The 17957-nt window shown below is 57.0% G+C and carries 13 protein-coding genes; 7 read left to right on the forward strand and 6 right to left on the reverse strand.

All coding sequences use genetic code 11. The annotated features are described in order from the left end of the window. The first annotated feature begins 62 nt into the window (after positions 1-62). Both EI77_RS10160 and EI77_RS10165 read left to right on the forward strand, forming a co-directional pair. Positions 63-1598, forward strand: coding sequence for a glycosyltransferase (locus tag EI77_RS10160; RefSeq protein WP_133795156.1), 1536 nt, complete (start codon positions 63-65; stop codon positions 1596-1598). Between the two features lie 110 nt (positions 1599-1708). Further along, positions 1709-3805: a hypothetical protein gene (locus EI77_RS10165; RefSeq protein ID WP_133795157.1), complete on the forward strand. Its 2097-nt coding sequence runs from the start codon at positions 1709-1711 to the stop codon at positions 3803-3805. A gap of 9 nt (positions 3806-3814) precedes the next feature. Here EI77_RS10165 and EI77_RS10170 read toward each other — a convergent pair whose 3' ends face one another. Together EI77_RS10170 and EI77_RS10175 are read right to left on the reverse strand one after the other, a co-directional pair. Next, positions 3815-5233 carry a DUF1501 domain-containing protein gene (locus EI77_RS10170; protein WP_133795158.1) on the reverse strand — a complete coding sequence of 473 codons (1419 nt, stop codon included), beginning with the start codon at positions 5231-5233 and terminating at the stop codon, positions 3815-3817. 94 nt (positions 5234-5327) lie between these two features. Beyond that, a complete protein-coding gene (locus EI77_RS10175) occupies positions 5328-8306 on the reverse strand; it encodes a PSD1 and planctomycete cytochrome C domain-containing protein (RefSeq protein ID WP_166647169.1) in 2979 nt (992 codons plus the stop codon). 177 nt (positions 8307-8483) lie between these two features. Between EI77_RS10175 and EI77_RS10180 the strand changes: the two genes are divergently transcribed. Next, positions 8484-9542, forward strand: coding sequence for an alpha/beta hydrolase (locus tag EI77_RS10180; protein ID WP_208300330.1), 1059 nt, complete (start codon positions 8484-8486; stop codon positions 9540-9542). A 1-nt stretch (position 9543) separates the two neighbouring features. Here the strand turns inward: EI77_RS10180 and EI77_RS10185 are convergent, their stop codons facing one another. The 3 genes from EI77_RS10185 to EI77_RS10195 all read right to left on the reverse strand — a co-directional run bounded on the left by EI77_RS10185 (position 9544) and on the right by EI77_RS10195 (position 13029). Beyond that, positions 9544-11364 carry a hypothetical protein gene (locus tag EI77_RS10185; protein ID WP_133795160.1) on the reverse strand — a complete coding sequence of 607 codons (1821 nt, stop codon included), beginning with the start codon at positions 11362-11364 and terminating at the stop codon, positions 9544-9546. Between the two features lie 124 nt (positions 11365-11488). Beyond that, positions 11489-12217, reverse strand: a complete 729-nt coding sequence (locus EI77_RS10190; protein ID WP_133795161.1) for an SDR family oxidoreductase — start codon at positions 12215-12217, stop codon at positions 11489-11491. 47 nt (positions 12218-12264) lie between these two features. After that, complete coding sequence (locus EI77_RS10195) at positions 12265-13029, reverse strand: SDR family NAD(P)-dependent oxidoreductase (protein WP_133795162.1); 765 nt, start codon at positions 13027-13029, stop codon at positions 12265-12267. Between the two features lie 177 nt (positions 13030-13206). Here EI77_RS10195 and EI77_RS10200 point away from each other — a divergent pair, with 177 nt between their 5' ends. The 3 genes from EI77_RS10200 to EI77_RS10210 all read left to right on the forward strand — a co-directional run bounded on the left by EI77_RS10200 (position 13207) and on the right by EI77_RS10210 (position 16071). Beyond that, positions 13207-14136, forward strand: coding sequence for an AraC family transcriptional regulator (locus EI77_RS10200; protein WP_133795163.1), 930 nt, complete (start codon positions 13207-13209; stop codon positions 14134-14136). 81 nt (positions 14137-14217) lie between these two features. Continuing rightward, positions 14218-15477: a polysaccharide pyruvyl transferase family protein gene (locus EI77_RS10205; RefSeq protein ID WP_133795164.1), complete on the forward strand. Its 1260-nt coding sequence runs from the start codon at positions 14218-14220 to the stop codon at positions 15475-15477. Between the two features lie 108 nt (positions 15478-15585). Next, on the forward strand, positions 15586-16071 hold the full coding sequence (locus tag EI77_RS10210) for a TspO/MBR family protein (RefSeq protein ID WP_133795165.1): 486 nt from the start codon (positions 15586-15588) through the stop codon (positions 16069-16071). Here the strand turns inward: EI77_RS10210 and EI77_RS10215 are convergent, their stop codons facing one another. After that, positions 16072-16635 carry a YaeQ family protein gene (locus tag EI77_RS10215; protein WP_133795166.1) on the reverse strand — a complete coding sequence of 188 codons (564 nt, stop codon included), beginning with the start codon at positions 16633-16635 and terminating at the stop codon, positions 16072-16074. A 139-nt stretch (positions 16636-16774) separates the two neighbouring features. Between EI77_RS10215 and EI77_RS10220 the strand changes: the two genes are divergently transcribed. Next, positions 16775-17929: a DUF3298 and DUF4163 domain-containing protein gene (locus EI77_RS10220; protein WP_166647170.1), complete on the forward strand. Its 1155-nt coding sequence runs from the start codon at positions 16775-16777 to the stop codon at positions 17927-17929. Positions 17930-17957: the final 28 nt, after the last annotated feature.

Genomic DNA, 17957 nt, shown 5'->3' on the forward strand with positions numbered 1-17957 from the left:
GTATTGCTACTTGACGGAAGTGAACCGGCAGTGATTGGTCCACCCCGACATCCGGGCTCCCTATGATCGAGTGGGAAAAGCTTCTCTGGTTAACCAGCTATATTATTGTTTCTGCCGGATTGTCCGCCTTTGGGGCGCACAAAGTCAAAGTGCTGTACACCTACTGGAAGCACCGGAAGAATCGCCCGCAACCCTTGCGTGAGTTCACTGAACTGCCTTCAGTGACCATCCAGTTGCCCCTGTTCAACGAGGCAGATGTCATGGAGCAGCTCATCACCTCCATCAGTGCACTGGACTACCCCAAGGACCGGCTTCAGATCCAGTTCCTGGATGATTCCACGGATGAAACCGCCCAGGCCTGTGAGCAGTATGCCCGCGACTTGAGCCAGCAGGGCTTCGATGTAGAATACCGCCACCGGACCAACCGCACGGGTTTCAAAGCCGGTGCACTGGATGCCGCCATGGCGACCGTAAAAGGCGAGTTCATCTGCATTTTTGATGCCGACTTCCAACCTGCGCCGGATTACCTGAAGCAGACCATCCATTACTTCACGGACCCAAAAGTGGGCATCGTCCAGGCACGATGGGGGCACAGCAATCTGAAGTTCTCCCTGCTCACTCGTCTTCAGGGCATCCTGCTGGATGGTCACCTGATGATGGAGCAGACCTCCCGCAGTCGGCAGGGGGAGTTTTGCAACTTCAACGGCACGGCTGGCCTCTGGCGCCGCAATGTCATTGATGAAGCAGGTGGCTGGAAGCATGACACCCTGACGGAAGACCTGGACCTGAGCTATCGTGCTCAGCTCCTCGGCTGGCGCTTTATCTATCTCAATGACGTGATCGTTCCTGCGGAGTTGCCTCCAGACATGGATGGCTTCAAGTCCCAGCAGCATCGCTGGACCAAGGGCTCCGTTCAGGTATGCAAGAAAGTCTTGAGCCGCGTCTGGCGCAGTGATGAACCCTTCATGAAGAAGGTGGAAGCCACAGCTCACCTGACCTCCAACTTTGCCAATCTGCTAACCCTCGGCACTTTGGTGCTGCTGTATCCCGTGGACTTTATACCGGTGAATTCCTGGCAGAAGGCCGTATTCGTGGACCTGCCGGTATTCCTCTTTGCCACCGTGGCGGTGATCGCCTTTTACCTGACGGCTCAAGGAGCGCAGACCCGTTGGGGCTGGCTAAAGACAATCCCGTATATCCCCTGTTTCATGGCTCTCGGTATCGGTATGTCCATCAACAATGGCAAGGCGGTCATTGAAGCATTGCTGGGCCAGGAGTCCGATTTTGTACGGACACCGAAGTATGGGGTCAACAGCAAAGCCCAGGCACAGTCGTCAAAGAAGTCCTTCAGGTATAAGGCGGGCAAGTCGCTCTGCCTATGGATTGAACTGGCCCTAGTGGGCTACTTTGGCCACCTGCTCTGGCTGGCAGTGCAGCGCGAGCAGTGGGGTTCCCTGCCATTCCTGGCCTTGTTCCTGGCGGGATTCCTATACGTCTCATTGAGCTCACTACTGAAACGCTTTTCGATGGCCACCTTCACTCCTCAGCCTGTGACCGGCACACGGGAAACGGAAGAGGCTGAAGTGGTGGTGGCATAGACCAGGAGTGCTCGCGACAGCAGGTCCACGAAATGATGGGCCTGGTGGTTGCGTTTAAGTAAGTGACTGGCGCGGCAGCCAACCCTCTGCCCGCTGATGTCCACCCAACTATGAAGCGCATTTCCTTGGTTCCTCTATCCTTGGTCGTCTGGTTATCCATCACGGTTTATACATGTGCCGAGCCTTCAGCCGCTGTGGTGGGACTCATCCAGCGAGCGGGCAATACGGAAGATGAGCTGGAAAGACAACGGCTTCTAAATGAGCTAGCTGCTCTACCAGGACTGGAGGAGGGGCTGAAAAAGGAGGCTGTGGCGCTGGCAGGATTTGCTCGCAGTTGGAATGAAGGGGCCTTGAAGTTATATAACGGGTTCACCCGTGGCAAGCCGCCGGAGACCATCGGCGACTATGAGTTTGGAGTGGGCCGTGAGTCGCCTTTGTTTCCTATCACTGCCCTCTATCGAGGCCGGATGCTGGCGTGGAATTTGATTGAGAATAGCACGGTGCGCAGCAGCCCGAAGTCCGGCCCCTGGTTCAAGGATGAAGCGGTAAAATCCTTCCGCATCGCAGCGGAGGCTTTCCCTGAAAACAGGCTGCCACGCATGTATCTGGGAGAGGCTATACCATGGCCGAAAGAGCTGAGCGAATCTCCGGATGCGCCAGTTTGGGCAAACTTGCAGCGTGAGCAGATTGAGCGGCTGCGGGAGATCATTGAATGGTGGATTGATCATCGCCAAAAGCCGGACGGACAGTTTGGCGGGGGCTGGGGAGATGACTGCGAGATGTGGCGCTGGTGGTCAGCGGTGCTGCTTGGTTTTAACGACCCCAAGATCACAGCAGCGCAGTTAAAGTTCTCCAAGGCGGCAGTGAACCGTCCGCATCTCAAGGGAGGTTTTTACACAGAGATCACCGATGTGGAACATGCCGCTGAAGACACGACGGATAATCTGGTGCCCCTGCTCGTTTTGGAGCCGGAGGAGAAGCGCTGGCAGGACTGGAGCCGTGGGCTGACAGGCTTCATGGGGAATGTATGGACTGGGCGCAATGAGCGTGGGGGGCTTCAGTTTAAAAGTTTTTACTTCAGTGCCACCGCCGTCGCACCGCAGCCGCAGCGGGGGCTGGATGTCATCGCCAATGTGGCGGCCATTCATCCGGCGATGATGATGTGGCGGCGATCTGGGGAGGATGAAATGAGCAAACCTATTCTCGCCTGGCTGGATACCTGGGTGGAGGCCACGGCCCGTGCGGAGAATGGAAAACCGGCGGGTATCCTGCCTGCGGCTATTCGCTGGCCTGATGGAGTGGTAGCCGGTGCGGATAATAAGAACTGGTGGGAGCCTGTGAAAAAAGGCGGGTTCATGCATACCTATTACATTTGGCCCAGTGTGATCACGGAGATGACGGATGCTCTGGTTGTGGCCTATTTGAAGACGGATAACCAAAAGTATCTTGATCCTATCCGCTCCATGGCGGCTATACGTCTGAAGCATCTGAAGGCTCCATCTGCGGAGGCAGCAAAACCGGGTAGTGAAGCCTGGTGTGCGGAGCAACTAGGTCCAAGGCCCAATGCCAACAGCAATGTGGGATCTCTGGTGAAGACATTGGCGAGGCTGAAGGCACTGACTGGAACGGCAGAATTCGATGAACTGCTGGCGCTAGAAGGTGGCGAGTTTGTTTTGCGCACGGATACGGAGGGGCGCACTCAGATGGAGCAGGCTCTGAAGGAAAGTGCGGAAGCTCTGCGGATAAACTTTCCTGGTTATACCAGCGAGGTCAGGTCCACTGACCGGGTGATGCGATTTATCCAATTCCTGTCCAAGGATTATGCCTTCGACGAATACCGGGGCGTGATGCAGCCGAAGCATGAGTTGCTTTATCGCATGGTGACGGGGGATACGAATGCACCGCGCTTCCCACAAATGGCCGTGCGCTGGCATACCCCGCCGAAGGACATCGCGGCATGGGTGACGGAAGCCAGCACCGGACGTTTTGGTGCGGAACTCTTTCATTTCGGTCATGAGGAACGTGCGGTAACGGCGGAACTGTTTCTGCTGAAGCCCGGCACATATGAGGTGAGCTTGACGCGAAAAGGCAAGCCAGCGGAGATGCTGGAACCTTTAGAAGTAAAGGCGAGAAGCAGGACACAGTTTGCGCTGAAGCTGCCTCCTGGAGAACTGGCGGTACTGAAAGTGACGCCTAACAATAAGTAATAATGTCCATCAGGCGAGTATCTTTTTGACCACATGGCCGTGGACATCGGTGAGGCGATAGTCGCGGCCCTGGGTATGGAAAGTCAGGCGTTCGTGATCGAAGCCCATGAGATGGAGCATGGTGGCCTGGACATCGTGAACGTGGACGGGATCCTCAATGACGTTGAAACCGAGCTCATCGGTAGCACCGATGGTCTGGCCTCCTTTGACGCCGCCTCCGGCCATCCAGATGGTGAAGGCTTGTGGATGGTGGTCACGACCCAGGGCACGGCCTAACGCAGGATTGGTTTCGACCATGGGCGTGCGGCCAAATTCGCCACCCCAGACGACGAGGGTGTCATCAAAGAGACCGCGTTGCTTGAGGTCTTTGATCAAAGCCGCGCTGGCCTGATCTGTCTCTTTGCAGTTTTTAGTCACGTTGCCTTCGACGTTGGAATGGGCATCCCAGCCTTCGTGGTAGATGTTCACAAAACGGACGCCGCGCTCGATCATGCGGCGGGCGAGGAGGCAGGCACGGGCGAAGTCGGGCTTGGCGGGGTCACAGCCATACATCTCGAGGGTTTCCTTGCTTTCGCTGCTGAGGTCCGTGAGCTCCGGTGCGCTGGTCTGCATGCGGAAGGCCATTTCATAAGAGGCGATGCGAGTGGCGATCTCGGGATCACCGACGACACCGAGGCGCTTTTGGTTGAGGGCGCTGACGAGGTCCAGGGTATCGCGCTGAGCACGGGCATCAATGCCTGCCGGGCTGGAGACATTGAGGATGGGATCGCCACTGTTGCGGAAGCGGACGCCATTGTAGATGGTGGGAAGGAAGCCGCTGGACATCAGGGCGGTGCCGCCGCTGAGGCCGGAGCCAGTGGACATAACCACAAAAGCGGGAAGGTTTTGCGTGTCTGAACCGAGTCCATAAAGTGCCCAGGAGCCAATGCAGGGCCGGCCGGGCTGGCCAAAACCGGTCTGGAAAAAGAGCTGAGCGGGGGCGTGATTGAACTGGTCCGTTTTGACGGAACGGACGATGCAAAGGTCATCGGCAACCTTGGCGATGTGGGGCATGATTTCGGAAATCCAGGCTCCGCTCTGACCATGCTGGGCAAATTTGAACCGAGGACCTAGAGCAGCGGCATCCGGGCGGATGAAGGCATACCGCTGGCCGCCGATGACCTCGGGCGGAATGGGCCGGCCCTCATACTTGGTGAGCATGGGCTTGGGATCAAAGGTCTCAAGCTGACTGGGGGCACCGGCCATGAAGAGATGAATGACACGCTTGGCCTTGGGGGCGTAATGCGGGCCACGGGCTTGGAGGGGATCGATGCCCGCAGCCTGGGCTAGGGAATCCGTGAGCAGACTGGCGGCAGCCACCTTGCCCAAGCCATAGGTACAGTCGCGCAGGAAGTGGCGACGGGAGTAGAAGGTGGGGGTGGGGAGCATGGGGATGGGCGGTAAGTAGTGCTGAGTGCTCAGTTCGCAGTGCTCAGTTATTTGAAGAAGGGTAAAAAGATTGGGGGTAGAAAGATTTTTTCTTTTAGTTTTTGGTGATGAACTCGTCGAGGTTGAAGAGGACGCGAGAGGCGAGGGTCCAGGGGGCGGATGGGATGGCGAGGTCGTCTTTGAGATTGGTGATTTCCTGGGCGTTGAGGTCGTTGGATTTTAGGCGGGCGCGCTGGGTATCGAGGAAGGTCTGCATGAGCTGGATTTCCTGGGCATCGGGGGGGCGGGAGAGGATGCGGAGGTAGAGGTGGCGGATGGTGGTTACGTCATCGGTTCCGGCTTTGGCGAGAAGGGTGCCGAGGGCCTGAGCACCTTCGGTGAAGATGACGTCGTTCATGATGGTGAGGGCCTGGAGGGCGGAGTTGGAAGACTCGCGTTTGACCAGGCAGGACTCCCCGGTGGGGGCATCGAAGGTGGTGTAGAGGGCGAAAGGAGCGGTGCGCTTGCTGAAAGTGTAGAGACTGCGCCGGTAGCGGTCAGCGCCGGTGCTGGGAGTCCACTGGAATTTGCCATAAGCGACCTCGGTAACGCTGTCGGGCTGAGGAGGATAGACGCTGGGTCCGCCTAACTTTGTGTTTAACAATCCAGCGGCCTTGAGCATGGAGTCGCGGATGATCTCGGCCTCCAGGCGGACGCGTGGGAAATGAGAATACAGTTCGTTTTCAGGATCTTTTTGAAGACTGGAAACTGAAGGCTGGACGCTCTGACGATAAACGGCACTGGTAACAAGGAGGCGATGGAGTTTCTTCATGGACCAGCCTTGCCTAACAAATTCCACCGCTAGGAAATCTAGCAGTTCGGGGTGTGATGGAAGGGAGCCTTGGTAGCCGAAGTCATCCACGGTTTTGACAATGCCTTTGCCAAACAGGGTGGCCCACTGGCGATTGACGATGACGCGGGCAGTGAGGGGATTTTCTGGGGACATGAGCCAGCGGGCAAACTCCAGGCGTGTCTTGGGAGCCTGTTGTGGGAAGGGGTGCAGGACGGCCAGGGTGACTGGTTCTACACGTTCCTTCGGCTGGGTGAATTCACCGCGATGATGGCGGAAGGTGGGGCGGGTGTGGTCGGCAGGTCGCTCGCGCATGACCAAGCTGATGGGAAAGGCGGGCGGGGTGCGGAGCTGGTGGACGGTTTTGGAATGAGCGGCTAGCTCCGGGGTAGTTAGGAGGAAGTACTCCCACAAAGGTTGCTTCTCAGCTTCCGTAAGCTCGGGCTTGAGCAGCAGTGCCGTGATGGAGTTGTCCATGTCTCGAGCGATGGCTTTGGCATCTGAAGAGGCAGACAAGCGGAAGTGGCCGAGCGGGCAGGCGTAATGGCGGCCAAAGAACATCCGGATGCGGATCTCTGCCCCTGTGGGAATGGGTTCTGAGAGAATAAAGACCGCTTCGTTGCGCTCGCCATAACGGGCAGCGCAGCTCCAGCCTGTCTGGGGATCGCCATCGGTGGCTTGCATGGCATTGGCAGGATTTTTGCCAAAATTGTTTTTGGAATAGCTCTCGGTGGCAGAGGCGATTTTGACGGGCTTGTCATTCACGAGGACCTGGAACTCTCCCATGAAAAAGTCGCCTTTAGGGCCTTCGTAATTGCACATGCCGGGGCCATGGGCGGGGAGACTTTCGTGAGGCAGGGCCTCCAGGCGTATGGCGGAGATGGGCTGCTCAGAAGTAGTCAGAGTGAGATCGTAGGTGTCGGATTTGGTGATGTCCCCCGAAGCCAGGACGGAGCCGTCAGGCTGGATTTTGAGCAGCGGCATATTGGACGATGCCTTTTGCGGTTTCAGCGTCTGCCAGGCGACGGTGCGGGCACGTTCGGTTTCCAGCCATTTGGCGAAGGCGGTCTCCGCATTGTTTTCAGGCGTGGCGTTCGGCCATTTGAAGGGGAGTCTTTTGAGAAAATTGGCGGCACGGGCGAGATTGGCTTTTTCTTGGGTGGCAATTTTTGGGTCAGGCAGATCGAGATCCGGCTCGTCCGCATTATTCAGGAAGGCCATCATTCCATAATATTCGGTGTGGGTGATGGGATCGAACTTATGCGTGTGGCACTGGGTGCACTGCATGGTTAGGCCCAGCCACGTGGCACCGGTGGTGGCAACGCGGTCCGTCATGGCATGAAAACGAAACTCCAGGGGGTCAATGCCGCCTTCTTCATTGAGCATGGTGTTCCGATGGAAACCGGTGGCGATGCGTTGATCCAGGGTGGCTCCGGGGATCATGTCACCAGCGAGCTGCTCAATGCTGAATTGGTCAAAAGGCATGTCGTCATTGAGCGCCTTGATGACCCAATCGCGATAAGGCCAGATGCTGCGCTCCCGGTCTTTTTCATAACCGTTGGTATCGGCATAACGGGCGAGGTCCAGCCAGCGACGAGCCCAGCGCTCACCATAGGCGGGTGAGGCCAGAAGGGCGTCCACCAGGCGTTCATAGACTTCCTGGGATTTGGGAGACTGGTAATCCTGGACAAAGGTTGTGACATCCTCGGGAGTCGGAGGCAGGCCGGTGAGGTCCAGATAAACGCGGCGGATGAGAGCTTCAGGGGAGGACTCCGGGGCGAGGGTGAGACCGGCAGTGTGGAGTTTTGCCTCAATGAAGTGGTCCACGGGATGGCGTCCCTCGGGGACTGGGCTGGCGACTGGTTTGGCAAAGGCCCAGTGAGGGGAGTATTCGGCTCCTTCAGCGACCCAGCGTTTTAGGATGTCCTTTTGGGCATCGGTGATGGGTTTTTTGGCCTCGGGTGGCGGCATGATTTCATCTTCATCGTGGCTGAAGATGCGGTGGATGATCTCGCTGCTGTCCGCTTGGCCTGGGATAATGGCGACTTCGCCGGATTTCCCGGCTTTAAGGGCGTCTTCACGGACATCCAGGCGGAGCTGGCCTTTGCGGGATTGCTCATCGGGGCCGTGGCAATGGTAGCAATGATTGGAGAGGATGGGACGCACATCGCGTTGAAAATCGAGCGATGCGGCGGAAAGCGACGCTGGCAGGGCAAGGGCGAAGAAGGCAAACAGGCGAGGCATGAGGATCTGGGAGGAGTAACGTCTGGCTAGGGGAGATTGTGCAAGGATCGCAGGATCATCCATGGTTTTACAGGACGTAAAGTGGCCGCATCGGGTGTGCTAAGGGGGGCTGGTTTATTCGTTGCCGAGGGCGCAACTTGTCCGCCTAACCAGCGTTTCAGGACGTTAATCTTTCATATGTACACGCGACTTTTTTGTTTTTTGCTGGCTGGTTCATGCACCCTTGGTCATGCAGAGATCACCTCTGAAAACAACGAGCGTTTGAAACAAGGGCTGGCACTGTATCCGGCGGCGGATACGGACAAGGACGGCATCCTGACGATGGCTGAGGCGAAGGCCTTTCTAGCTCAGAAGAAGGCGGTGCCCGCCTCTCCCGTGAAAGCGGGTGCACTGAAGCCGGATGCGGCCGATGTAGCCTATGGCCCGCATGAGCGGAACAAGCTGGACATCTATCTGGCAAAAGGCGCGACCGGGCCGACCCCAGTGGTGGTCATGATCCACGGGGGAGGATTCCGCAACGGAGACAAGAGCCGCTGGGCGGGCGAGAAGACGATGCAGGAGCTGCTAGGCAAGGGGATCTCCTGCGTGGCGATCAACTACCCTTTTCTGACGGATAAGCCGGTGCAGGACATTCTGCGGGACTGTGGCCGTGCCGTGCAGTTTCTCCGTGCTCATGCGGATGAGTGGAAGCTGGACAAGACGCGCTTTGCAGCCATCGGCGGCTCAGCCGGTGCGGGTACATCTCTGTGGCTGGCCACTCGGGATGATCTGGCGGATCCGAAATCCGCCGACCCGGTGCTGCGTGAATCCACACGCCTGAGCTGCGCGGTGTGCAATGCCACACAGGCCACGTATGATGTGTCACGCTGGGAATCCTTCATGGGGCCGACCAAGCCTGAATTTGGCACCAGTGAAATGGAGGCCGCGTTGTTTTATCATCTGCCTTCCATTGAGTCTTTTCAGACCGATTCCGGCAAGGCTATCTTAAAAGAGTGTGACATGCTGTCCTGGATCACTCGCGATGATCCTCCGCTACTGGTGAACAACAGCCAAGTTGTCGAAGCTCCTACCAACCGGGGGGAGTGGCTACACTGCATCCACCATGCGCGGGAGGTCCACAAAGTCTGCGCTGCCGCAGAGGTGCCCTGCATCGTTTTGCAGGACCAGGAAGAGCCGAAGACGAACGCGGCGGATTTCCTGGCGCAGCATCTGATCACTGCCGGGCCGAAGGGATGAATCACCACATGGGGCGGAACACTTCCCGGGCATCCTCGGTGGCGCTGAAAGCGGACCAGGAATGGTTAAAGACATACTCTCTTTTTTCCTCCGCCGACCAGGCGATGCGCAACTTATTGTTAGCGAGTGTTTCCCATAATGCTGGTGTTTCAAGACCGGGGCCGGTGAGGCTGCCGTCGGCATTGAACTGAACTTCACCTTTCTCACTCCGCCACCGGGAGGCGAGGATCCAGGAATGGAGTTCAGCCTTGTCCTGCGGGCCGTAGAAGCTATGGGGCAGGATGTGCTCATTTTCATTGCGATGCTGCTCGCGGCGCACGCCATCCTTCATGTAAACAATGTGCAGGCCTTTGTTCCAATAAGGGTTGGGATCAATGCCCAGGTCTGGAGGGCCGACGGTGAAGTCTCGTTGATGCACTTCCACATGCTCTTTCACAGCGGCGGTGACATCGGCATTTTTTCCGCCTGTGCCGTAAGTGGCGGAGAGGATCTGAACGGGGCGGCGTATGAGGGGGGAGCCGAGGGTTGCCACCGCAGGTTTTGCAGGGACGGGAGGTGGTTGATGAAGTTTAAGTCCCTCCTCCACAGGCTTGCTTTTCCCCTGATTGAGGGCTGCGACGATAGTTGGCTGGGGGGATGCGGATGCGGCTACGTATTTGATCCAGGTGGAAGAACCTGCGCCCCACAGGGGCTTGCCAGGAAAAGCGCTCCCGGCAAATTGGTGCATGAAGGCGTCTCCATCTGCCCAAGGCTTGGCGATGGCATTGGCGCGCTGGCCAATGCCGGAATCACGCTGAGTGATGAAATCTTTCGAACGGGCGGGATCGTCGCAAGTGCTCCATTCGGTGGAAAAGGGATCAGACACGAAGCCGTATTGGTTAGGCCCGAGAATGCCTGCCACGGCAAAGTAACGGGAGCCACCCCAGCGCAGGCGGTTATGCACCACTTGGAACACGAGCCAGTCTCCAGGCCGCATATCCACGGCGATTCTTTCCACGGTGGCACCGAAGTGCTCATGCAGCAGGGTGCGCCTAGAATCGTGAATCTTCACCCCATTGCGGTACGCCTCGACGATGTAATCGTTGGTGACGGTGATCAGTTCCATCGCACGCAGCCGGGGTGCAGGCTTGCTGCGGGAATCCTCCGTTTCCGTATGTGTCAAGGTGGTAGCTGGGGGAGTCGAGCTAGGTTGATTGTCCCAGAACAGATACGATGGAACCGGACCCAGCCCGGACCACCATAGCCTGGGTGCAGGTTTGATGGCGATGGGTGGTACCTCCGTCACTTCATGGGTGAGGAGATCCGGTGGGATAGGGCTTAATTCTAACTGGCCTGGAGGTTTCCATAGGATGTGAATCCCGGAGTCCTGGCCGCGAGATTCCACCACGCCGATGGAGACAAATTTCACCCGGCCTTTTTTCAAAGGCAGCGAATTCACATTGCTATCTCCGTCGCGAAAGCCGCATACAATTTTGTCATTGATGAGGAGGATATCCCGGTCGTAAAAGCTGCGAGTGGAAAAGGCATAGTCGCCGTCTTTCTGGATCTCCAAAAACCCGCTGGCGACTGCATTGCGGCTGGTGGTCCATTTCCAGGGATGCACAGACTCAGCAATATGCGGCTGGCCAATGGGTGGGCCGAGCTGGTCCAGCGACACCTGAAACTGGTGTTGATTGTTCATCTGGGAACCGTGGCGCGGATATTCCTGCACGAGAAGACCTGGAGCGGATGAACGTGAGGTGGAGGATGGAGCCGCTGTCCCGGCCAGGAGGCACCCTGAAGCCAAGACGGCCAGGGTGATTGAGGAAATGATCGCTTTCATAAAGTGACACCTGACGATGGGGCAGTTTCACCTAACCAGGATTGGTAAATCAAGCCTTAAATATGCGGAGTCAGGAATCAGCACGCCGCACCCTTTTGCGGGGTGCGGCGTGAAAGACACTGGCTCATTGTGCTCCGGCGGTGGGACGGATGATGATCTCGTTCACATCCACATCCGCAGGCTGTCCGATGGTGTAGGCTATGGCGCGGGCGATTGCATCCGGCTTGAGGGCGATTTGGCGAAACTCCGCCATGGCCTCCCTGGTGGCAGGATCCGAAATGGTATCGGCCAGCTCAGACTCCACCACTCCGGGGGAGATGATGGTCACGCGCACGTCCTTGTTTTCCAGGCGCAGACCTTCTGAGATGGCGCGCACGGCAAATTTGGTGCCGCTGTAAACGGCGCAGGTGGCCCACACCTGGTGGCCACCAATGGAGGACACATTGATCACGTGGCCGCTTTTTCTGGCCTGCATGCCGGGGAGCACGGCGGCGATGCCGTGAAGCACACCGCGGATGTTGACATCAATCATGCGGTTCCACTCTCCCACTTTCAGTTCATGGAGGGGAGACAGTGGCATCACACCGGCATTGTTGATGATGACATCCGGCGGGCCAAATTTTTCTTCCGCATAGGCCGCGAAGGCCTGCATGTCTTCAAGGCTGGTGACATCCAGCGTGCGATAGGCAACGCTACCTCCTGAGTCCTGAATTTCCTGGGCGAGTTTTTCGAGACGGTCGGTGCGTCGGGCGCCCATCACTACTTTATGGCCTTGCTGGGCGAGATGACGTGCGGTGGCTTCGCCAATGCCGCTGCTGGCTCCAGTGATCAGAATAACTTTAGATGTGTTCATGGTGTTTAATGTGTGTTTTAAATAAGTGCTTGTTGTTAGGGTGAAGATTAAAGAAACATGCCGCCGGAGGCTTCCAGGCGCTGGGCATTGACCCAACGGCCTTCTTCAGAACAGAGAAAGGCAACCACGCCGCCGATGTCATCGGGCACGCCGACACGGCCAAGGGCGATCTGGGAGGCGAGGAAGTCTTTCGCGCCTGGGCGTTCAAAGGTTTCCTTGGTAAAGTCGGTCTCAATGACGCCGGGTGCCACGGTGTTTGCCCGGATACGACGCGGCCCGAGTTCCTTGGCCAGGTAACGGGTAAATACCTCGATGGCACCCTTCATGGAAGCATACGCGGAATAACCAGGAATGCTAAAACGGGTGAGCCCTGTGGAGAGATTGACGATGGAGCCGCCATCGGCGATGAGCGGCAGCAGCTTCTGGGTGAGAAAATAAACGCCTTTGAAGTGGACATTAAAAAGAGCATCGAAATTCTCCTCCGTGGTTTCAGCAAAGGGTGCAGAGGAATCAATGCCGGCATTGTTGACGAGGAAATCGAAGTGCTTCTGCTGCCAGGTGGTTTCCAGTGTCTGAGCCAATGCGGAGACGAAGACCGGGAAGCCGGTGGTGTCGGCAGCTTCGAGTTGCAAGGCGGCGGCTTTTCGACCTAGCGCGGCGATCTCTGCGAGGACTGCATCGGCTTCACTTTTGCGGCTGCGATATGTGATGACAACGTCTGCGCCATTGCGGGCAAGTTGGAGGGCGATGTTGCGACCCAGACCGCGGCTGCCGCCGGTAACCAATGCGATTTTTTGATTCAAGCCGTTCATGATGTTTTTCGTGCGTTGTGGATTTGAGGTGTCCTGTTTCGTGATTCAGAACTGTGGTGATCATGCCACAACCGGCCTTTTGAAAACAAGGCACGTTCATCCAGAAAACTTGCCTGATTCTATGAGCGGATGTATCTTTGGTGGAAATATGCGCTTAAAGGTCGCCTGATTCTCCAGATGAAAAGCATCACTCAAAAAGCTAAACCAACGCCTAAGCATCGGGCTAATGAACCTCTGGCTACTGTGCTGGGTCAGCTTGTGCGTGAAGAGGGTTTTGGTGTTTCCAGCCTCCCAGATGTGCGCTTGATGTATTCTACGGAGACCTATCCCAGTGCACCGGTTTCGTATGACCCGAGCATTGTCATCATCGCGCAAGGGTACAAACATGGGCGACTGGCGGACCGCGCCTTTACTTATGATGCTAGCCATTACCTGGTGCTATCGCTGCCGCTGCCCTTCGAGTGCCAGACGATTGGGTCCAAAGAGGAGCCGATGCTGGGGATGGCCGTGCGGGTGAATCCGGCGACGATTGCCGAGCTACTGTTGGAGATGGATACACCGCCTTCGGCGATTATGGCACCGGAGCAGGCCATTGATGCGATGCCTTTGACACCTGAGCTGGGGGATGCGGCATTGCGGCTGGCGCGTTGCCTTCAGTCACCTTTTGAAGCGCGTATCCTGGGGCCGCACATCATTCGTGAGATGACCTATCGTGCGCTGTGTGGCGGGCAGGGACCGGCCTTACGTGCGCTAGCGACGCCGCAGAGCAGCTTTGGCCAGATTGCCAGGGCGATGCGGCGCATCCATTTGGATTTTGGAAGCACGCTGGATGTGGCTTCGTTGGCGAGGGAGGCGGGCATGAGTGTCTCCACTTTTCATGCCCATTTTAAAGCGGTGACTTCGTATCCACCCTTGCGTTATTTGCAGACGATCCGCCTGCATAAAGCGCAGGTTTTTATGGTCAACGGCATGGCGGTGGCGGAGGCGGCAAATAAGGTGGGATACGAAAGCCCATCGCAGTTTAGCCGCGAGTTCAAAAGGCTTTTTGGTGGCACGCCGAAGGAGATCACCTCCAAGTCCAAGATCGCGCTGTCGATGTTTGCGTGACATCGGCCCAGGGGGCGGGCACAATGTCGAAAAGAATGTCCAAAGGCGATGCCGTACGGCCTTCTTTAGAACTTACTGACCATGACCACACGCCGCCATTTTATCGCCTCCGTCACCGCCGCCTTGGGCGGTTCCGCCTTTGCTGCCTCTGGCAAGCCGAAGACTGTCCTGCTGCAATCTGCATGGGATACGATCAACATTGGTGACATCGGTCACACTCCTGGTACGCTGAGAATTCTGGAGGAGCATCTACCCGAGGTGCGCGTGGTGCTGTGGGCATCGAAGCTGGATGAGCGGGTGGAGGCTTTGCTGCGCAAGCGTTTTCCTAAAGTGGAAATCGTGCAGGGTGGGCTGGCCGGGAAAAGTAAAAAGGATGCTGCGCTGCGGGAAGCCATCGCAGGATGTGACTTATTCATTCGCAATTCCGGGATGGGCCAGGGCACGGATTACATGGAATATTGCCGGGACGCGGCCAAGCCCTACGGTCTCTATGGACAGTCCTTTTTCCCCAACATGGTGGAAGGAAAAGGTGCGGAAGAACGCATCAAGCTGCTGAACAATGCGGCCTTCATTTACTGCCGTGAAACCAAGACGCTGGATATCCTGAAAAACGCGGGTGTGAAGACTCCCGTGCTGGAGTTTGGCCCGGATGGCTGCTTCGGCATTGATGTGCGCGATGAGGAACGCGGTCTCGCAACCATGAAAAAGCTGGGGCTGGAGGATCGGCAGTTCATCACTCTGCAACTGCGCACGCACACAGCTAAGCACCCAGGGGTGGACAATCCGCCGCTGAATCCTCTGAACCCGACGCCGCAGATGGTGGCCGATGATGAAAGGCGCGCGGCGAAGTATCGTGAACTGGTGACGATGTGGGTGCAGAAGACCGGCAAGAAGGTGCTCATCGCCCCCGAGGTAAAGAAGGAGATGGTGCATAACAAACGATTGATCTACGACCTGCTGCCGCCAGAGATCCAAAAGAACGTATTGAACCTGGAGACCTTCTGGAATGCGGATGAGGCGGCTTCCGTTTTCGCTCGTGCTCACACCATTGTCTGCCATGAACCGCATTCGCCGATCATCGCACTGGCGAATGGTACGCCGATCATTCACACCTACTCGGAATTTCACAGCCCCAAGTGCTGGATGTTCAAGGACATCGGTTTGGGTGAATGGCTGCTGGAGTTTGATGAAACGCCCGTGGAAAAAATGGCGGAGACGTTGCTGGCCATTGATTCGGATTACCCGGCTGCGCTCGCCAAGGTGAAGAAGGCGATGGACTTTGTCCACGAGCGCCAGGGCGCGACAATGAAAGTGGTGGGCGAGATCACGGGCGCTGCCTGATGATGAAGTGGCGATGATGGTTTTTCCCGATCAAGTTAGGATTGATGAAATCCAGCCTGATCGGGAAAACAGCCGCTGAGGGACTTTGCTACGTATAGTGAACGGTGTATGAATTCCTCCTCCAAGCTCCGCTCTGTTCTGGCTCTGATAGGCTTCCTGGTGATCACCTTTTGTGCTCCGGCTTTCGGGGCTTTTGCGCCGCCGGGAGAATGGTATGCGGGTTTGGTAAAACCGTCGTGGAATCCGCCCGCGTGGGTCTTTGGGCCGGCCTGGACCCTGCTTTATACTCTGATGGCGGTTGCAGCCTGGTTGGTGTGGAAGCGGGGTGGGTTTGGCGGGCAGAAGGGGCCGCTGACGCTCTACTTTATTCAATTGGCACTGAATGCTGTGTGGACGCCTGTTTTCTTTGGCGCGCATGAGCTGGGATGGGCGCTCGTGGTCATCCTGATGCTCTGGCTGGCCATTTTTGCCACGCTGCTGAGCTTCTGGCGGGTGCGGCAGATGGCGGGGCTGCTTTTTGTGCCTTATCTGGCGTGGGTGAGCTTTGCGACGGCACTGAATTTCATGCTTTGGCGGCTGAATCCTGCGGCCTGATCAGGCATCGGGATTTCCGTAAAGGCAGCTCAGGGTGATTTCGACAGAGTCCGTGCCATCGCCGACCCAGAGTGCGCCGTCTTGAAGAGTGAGTTGCAGGCTCATGGAGCGCTTGCACATCGCGGCGAGTTGCTGGCTTTGTTCGGCAGGCACCTGCCAGACGGTGAGGTTGCGCAGGCGCGTGAGCTTGCCTGCGATGCCACTCCACCAGGTGGCGGTGCTGGAACTGAAGCTGTAAACGGAAACTCGGGCAGCGCGGCTGCACAGGCGGGTGATGCGTTTTTCATCCGGCTGACCTACTTCGATGACGTGCACCAACAGGCCAGTGAGGTCTTTTTGCACCAAGCAGGGCTCATCCGGCTCCCACATGTCCTTGCCAAATTCGAGCAGGCCCTGGTCATTGTTAGGCGGTGCATTGAGGGCAAAGGCGAGCAGGCGGATCATCATCCGCTCGTCCGTTTCAGAAGGGTGCCGTGCCAGGGTGAGGTTGTGATCGCTGTAGAGATTGCGATCAATGTCGGAGATATTGAGACTGGCTTTGTGGATGGTGGCTTTGAGTGCCATAAGGGGATGAGACCTTACCGCATCTGGGAGCAGGAACAAGATGACGCTAAGGGTTTTGAGAATTCTCTTTAAAGGTGATGGGAAAGGCGTTGCCAGATGAGGAATGGATTCGATGCTGGAAGGCGCTCTTTCCATTCTTATGAAATGCACTGCCTTATTCCTCGCGGCGATTTGTTCCCTTGGCCTCCTCCATGCTCAGGAGGATACCTCTGGTGATGCAGGCAGGCGCTTTGAAGGTACGATTGGTGAGAACCTGAAGATTACGCTTCTTTTGGAAAGCACTTTGGATGAGGACGGTGAAACCAGCTACGACGGAGCTTATCATTACCACAAGACGGGCATCCCCATCAGCCTCACCCAAGTGCCGGATGCAGGGGAGCTGATCCGCCTACGCGAAAATGAAGGCAGCGATGCCGAAGGCCGGGAGACCTTCACCGGGCAATGGGCGGTGAAGCTGGATGGCACGGACATCACTGGAACGTGGTCCACTCCAGATGGAAAAAAGAAGCTGCCCATCAGCCTGCGGGAGAGCTATCCGGCAGGGTCCGTGAGAGTGGTGACGACTCAACTGGAGTCTGTGCAGACGCTGCGGAAGAATGGAGGAAAGCGGGGCTTTGAAATCAAGGTGCGCTATTTGCAGCTCGCTTCCCGGACGGCGGCAGCGGCGGAGATTAACCGGGTGTTACGGCAGGATGCGCTGAATGTGCCCGTGAATGAAGATGAAGACCCGACGCACATTCCCGAAAATCCCACGGAAAAGGACATCCTGGCGGCCATGGTCATGAAGGAGGAGGCAGGAGAGGATGAGGACTGGGAGGCCGCTTTTGTGGAGTCGGTGGATGACAGCCAGAGCGTGATGATGAACGAGAGCGGATTCCTGACGGTGGAGTATGTCACCTGGACCTACACGGGAGGAGCCCACGGAAATTATGGCAGCAGCTACCGCAGTTTTGATCTGGAGAGTGGTCAGGAACTGCTGCTGGAGGATCTGGTAAAAACTGGTTACGAAAAACGCTGGGCGACACTGGGGGCTGCGGAATTGCTTTTGCAACAAGGCCTGAAGCCGGATGCACCATTGACTGAAGTGGGCCTGTTTGAAGATACGCTGGAGTTGAATGAAACCTGGTTTCTCACGCCTGGAGGCATCGGGTTCAGTTATGATCCGTATGAGATCGGACCTTATGGCCGGGGAATGATCCAGTTTGTGCTGCCGTGGAAGGACATTTTACCGGACCTGAAGCCCGGCAGCCGGATCTATGATATGGCCAGCCGTTTGGGAGCAAAGACGAAGTAGTATTGGACGATGTTTGTAAAACAGGATG

It is taken from the genome of Prosthecobacter fusiformis, from assembly GCF_004364345.1.
Classification (GTDB): domain Bacteria; phylum Verrucomicrobiota; class Verrucomicrobiia; order Verrucomicrobiales; family Verrucomicrobiaceae; genus Prosthecobacter; species Prosthecobacter fusiformis.

Coding starts and splice junctions, on each gene's coding strand:
- EI77_RS10160 (WP_133795156.1), top strand. CDS start 63: ATGATCGAGTGGGAAAAGCTTCTCTGGTTAACCAGCTATATTATTGTT.
- EI77_RS10165 (WP_133795157.1), top strand. CDS start 1,709: ATGAAGCGCATTTCCTTGGTTCCTCTATCCTTGGTCGTCTGGTTATCC.
- EI77_RS10170 (WP_133795158.1), bottom strand. CDS start 5,233: ATGCTCCCCACCCCCACCTTCTACTCCCGTCGCCACTTCCTGCGCGAC.
- EI77_RS10175 (WP_166647169.1), bottom strand. CDS start 8,306: ATGCCTCGCCTGTTTGCCTTCTTCGCCCTTGCCCTGCCAGCGTCGCTT.
- EI77_RS10180 (WP_208300330.1), top strand. CDS start 8,484: ATGTACACGCGACTTTTTTGTTTTTTGCTGGCTGGTTCATGCACCCTT.
- EI77_RS10185 (WP_133795160.1), bottom strand. CDS start 11,364: ATGAAAGCGATCATTTCCTCAATCACCCTGGCCGTCTTGGCTTCAGGG.
- EI77_RS10190 (WP_133795161.1), bottom strand. CDS start 12,217: ATGAACACATCTAAAGTTATTCTGATCACTGGAGCCAGCAGCGGCATT.
- EI77_RS10195 (WP_133795162.1), bottom strand. CDS start 13,029: ATGAACGGCTTGAATCAAAAAATCGCATTGGTTACCGGCGGCAGCCGC.
- EI77_RS10200 (WP_133795163.1), top strand. CDS start 13,207: ATGAAAAGCATCACTCAAAAAGCTAAACCAACGCCTAAGCATCGGGCT.
- EI77_RS10205 (WP_133795164.1), top strand. CDS start 14,218: ATGACCACACGCCGCCATTTTATCGCCTCCGTCACCGCCGCCTTGGGC.
- EI77_RS10210 (WP_133795165.1), top strand. CDS start 15,586: ATGAATTCCTCCTCCAAGCTCCGCTCTGTTCTGGCTCTGATAGGCTTC.
- EI77_RS10215 (WP_133795166.1), bottom strand. CDS start 16,635: ATGGCACTCAAAGCCACCATCCACAAAGCCAGTCTCAATATCTCCGAC.
- EI77_RS10220 (WP_166647170.1), top strand. CDS start 16,775: ATGAAATGCACTGCCTTATTCCTCGCGGCGATTTGTTCCCTTGGCCTC.